This window comes from Coprobacter sp., assembly GCF_982436375.1.
In genome coordinates this window covers 1-4,090 of record NZ_CEWDCG010000235.1, presented here as the reverse complement: position 1 = coordinate 4,090, position 4,090 = coordinate 1, and the positions used below count along the sequence as shown (strand labels likewise).

The following is a 4,090-nucleotide window of genomic DNA, read 5'->3' as shown; positions in this document are numbered from 1 at the left end:
TACTTTTTTTCATGTGATTATTTTCTTCCGGTATAGAGAACTCAAATTATTTTTCTTTCTCCTGCATTAATAAATCATACATTTTATTCGCCATCATTTTCGCACCCTCAGCATTGGGATGTATTTTATCTTTCAATAAATCGGGACGATCTTCCAATAAAGGATGCATATCAATAATTTCTACTCCCTCTTTACTCGCTGCTTTTTTAGTCATAGGAACAATATCCCTTGCAATAACCGTATTCCATATCCCGGTTGTATCGGTCACGAACGAAACAATAGGCGTCAACAATATAACTCGTGGATTCGAAGGCAGATTCCTAAAAGAACGTATCATGGCTCTGCAATCAGCCTCAAACTCATTCAGATACTTCCGATTAATCAATTTACTGTCATTTCCTCCCAAATCGATAAACACAACATCCGGACTACAAGATAATGCTTGCAGATACTCCTTTGTATTCCAATAAGACAGATTGCCTTTTTTCAACATCGTGCAACCGCTTACCCCGTAATTGAACACTTCATACCCTACACCAAGCAATGCCCCCAACTGAGCCGGATAAGCATACTTCTCTCTTTCCGGTATCGTAGCGCCATAAGTAATACTCGCTCCTATACAAGCTACACGCTGTGCATACATTTTTGCATTTCCTAAAAAGAATATAAAAACACAGATCAAATATTTATACATATAATCAATCATTAAATCTAAAAAAGAGTGAAGATGCCGACTAATAAAAATATCTCCACTCTTTTCCATCTTTCATAGCTAAATTTTACACAGACATTCTTTATGTTATTTTCAAAAACATTTTTTCAGCTCCAACAAGAAACAAATCAAAGAATAAACTCAAAAAGATCAAATATATATTTTTATCGCAAAACTTAAACAGACTCTTAATATTTTATTTTTTATCTACAAATTTCATATACCGCACCTGCTGTTGTAATAAATGATATTTTATCATTATCGATGACTTTTTTTGCTACAGTATCTCCATTTTTCGACTTAACTATCAAATTTTTTGCGTCAGGATATTTTATAACGCATTCTTTGCCTGAATTAGAAGTTAGTTCGGCCGTAACGAGAACTCCGTATTTCCATTCGGCATGGATCTCAAAATTTCCTCTCGCTTTTAACCCCTCGAATGTTCCATTCGCCCAATCATCCGGTATGGCAGGAAGCAATTCTATATAACCGCCTTGACTTTGAAGCAACATCTCCGCAATACCCGAAGTTGCTCCAAAATTTCCATCTATCTGGAAAGGCGGATGCGTATCGAACAAATTCTGATAAACTCCTCCGATATTAGCCGGATTACCTGTATATGTAAGGGTCAGCGCCTCTTTCAATAATTTATGAGCGCGGTTACCGTCTCTCAGACGAGCCCAGAAATTAATCTTCCATGCTTTACTCCAGCCCGTACCGCCATCACCTCTTGTTTCCAAAGTTTTTTTCATTGCCTCCACATACTTATCTTCCTGTACGCTTCTTCCGGCAACAATCTGCGATCCCGGATGCAACCAAAACAGATGATTGACATGTCTGTGCTGCCCGTCTCCAGTTATATCTTTCGTTACTTCGTCTTTCCACTCCATAAACTGTCCGCCTAATCCTATTTGAGGACCTGCCAATTTACTTTTCGCCGCCTTTATCTCGGCAACCTCTTTCGTATCTTTTCCCAAATCCTTACTCGCTTTAATTACAATATCGAATATTTCGGCAATCATCGCCTGGACCGTAGAACAGCCTAATGAATATTCGCCATGTTCAGGAGAATGAGACGGATTAGCGACCAACATTCCATCCCGTTCATCCGTCCACAAGTTATCCACCCAGAACAGTGCTGCGCCTAAAAGCGTATTATAGTTTTGTTCCAAAAATTTCTTGTCACAATTAAATTGATAATACTCCCATATATCCTGACACATCCATGCTGCCCCGGCAGGAAAATGAAATGCCCCGTAACTCGTTCCCGGAGCAGTATTCCCCCATATATTATTTTCATGATGCGTTACCCAACCACGCACATCACCGCCATCAGGTTTGCAATAATAGTGCCGAGCTGTTATCTTGCCTCTGGGAACTAAACTGTTAATATAAGAAATCAACGGTATATGACAAGGGCTTAAATTGGTTTGCTGTGCCGGCCAATAATTCATCTGTACGTTAATATTGGTATGATAATCGGCATTCCACGGATTGGACAATCTTTCGCCCCATACACCTTGTAAATTCGCCGGCAAAGAGTTCTCCCGAGAGGAAGCGATCAGCAAATATCGTCCGAATTGATAATATAACATTTCGGTATATAGATTTTCTTCAACAGTATTGCCTTTGTAAAAATCTTTCAACAATATATCGGTAGTCTTAGTCGGCATTCCGGTTATATTGCCCAAATTCAAACTCATTCTGTCATACAATGCCTTATAATCCTTTTTATGCGAAGAGAGTAAATCTTCGTATGTTTTCGACTCTGCCGCCATCAGCGTCTGTTTTACGGTCGTCAGAGGATCTTCATCCGAGAAATAATCGAATTTTTCATCCATAGACTGCTGATAATTCGTTGCTGCAGACATAAGCAAGATCACTTCATCAGCATCTTTCACTCGAATTTTTTTATTACCAACAACTTCAGAATGCCCACCTTTATTCAACACTTTTACTTGCTGGGCAAACTTCAATCCGTTTTCCTTATGCAAAACAGGTTGTCCCGTCATCGTTATTGTATTTCCAGATGCAGATATTTGCTTTTTTGACTGAAGGGACGTTATCGCAAATGTACGAGAGATTTTACCCTTTTTATCTGCCTTCAATCGCATTACCATTACATTATCCGGATAACTCATAAAACATTCACGGGTAAACGTCGTTCCGTTCTCCTTATAAGTTACCGAATGTACTGCATTATCTATATCAAGCATCCGCACATAATCACTATACGGCTCTAAAGGTTCATCTAATTGTTCATATTCGAGCTCTATATCCGATAGTTGCGGAGGTGTAGTCATATTGCCGGCTGCAACACCTGTAATCTCTAATTTAAAAAATTTATAACTCACTTCTCTTTTTAACGGAAACTTCAAAGTTTTTTTACGACTCTCAAAACTTATATTAGACTGTTTATCAATCAATAAATATCTTTTACCATCATTTGAACCATAAAAATTCCACGATATGGGATCTCTATCCGGAACATCATCTCCCGATGTAAGACTATAAGATTTTATTTTCTGTTTCGTCTCGTACTCCCAAGCAACATAACAGGGAAATTTCTGTTGAAACCCTTTATCAGCATACCATTTCGTATCACGATTTCCGTCAAACAATTTATCCACCCGCTGATCATAATTATTGATATTATCACAATCACTATCAAATCTTATGACATCCGGAATAACCAATGAATTATAGGCTATTTCAATATTACCTAAAGTCTGATACGAACCAAAATTATTCTTAGTTCCGCGAAGACTTTCGATGAGAGGTTTTATTCCGTCTTTTTCCTCATTACCATAATCTTTGGTAATCAACTTTCCGGTAGAATTAAAATGAGCAGCATCATTTTTAGAAAATTCATTCATTTTCTGCTGTAAAGCTCTCCTGACTTTCTGCAAATTAGCTCTATTTTCTGCAGGTGTTCCCAAATGCCCCCCATCATAATCAGGATTCTCTCCCGGACCACCGGACCATAACGAATGCTCATTAACTTGAATGACATCCCGATAAACATCGCCGAAAATCATAGCCCCCATATATCCGTTACCGATAGGAAGCGCTTCGCTTTCCCATACTTTAGCCGGTTTATTATACACAGCTTTCATTTCAGGTTGACGAAAACCAGAAAAAGATGCAGCATCTGTTTTCCAAGGACACAGGAATATCATCAGTATTCCCCAATAAATTCTACTTATTCCTCTCATCTTATAGATAAATTTCATATTAAAAACATATTTATTCGACCGACAACAGGAACTCATTCACCAATTAAAAAAGTAACATTATTTCTCTCTGTTACTTATTCTCCAACTAAAAAGATTCCTGATATCATCTTCAAAAGGAAAACTGAGACATCCTGTTCATTAC

2 protein-coding genes are annotated in these 4,090 nt (G+C 37.9%); both read right to left on the bottom strand.

Annotated elements, in window-relative coordinates; all coding sequences use genetic code 11:
• Positions 1 to 46 precede the first annotated feature (46 nt).
• On the bottom strand, positions 47 to 763 hold the full coding sequence (locus AC1WHX_RS10950) for a GDSL-type esterase/lipase family protein (RefSeq protein WP_022599753.1): 717 nt from the start codon (positions 761 to 763) through the stop codon (positions 47 to 49).
• Positions 764 to 915: 152 nt separating this feature from the next.
• Positions 916 to 3,945, bottom strand: coding sequence for a glycoside hydrolase family 95 protein (locus AC1WHX_RS10945; RefSeq protein WP_481229344.1), 3,030 nt, complete (start codon positions 3,943 to 3,945; stop codon positions 916 to 918).
• Between the last annotated feature and the right edge of the window lie 145 nt (positions 3,946 to 4,090).

What these genes read in the sequence shown, in the direction of transcription:
- AC1WHX_RS10945 (WP_481229344.1), bottom strand. Translation starts at nt 3,945, where the DNA reads ATGAAATTTATCTATAAGATGAGAGGAATAAGTAGAATTTATTGGGGA.
- AC1WHX_RS10950 (WP_022599753.1), bottom strand. Translation starts at nt 763, where the DNA reads ATGGAAAAGAGTGGAGATATTTTTATTAGTCGGCATCTTCACTCTTTT.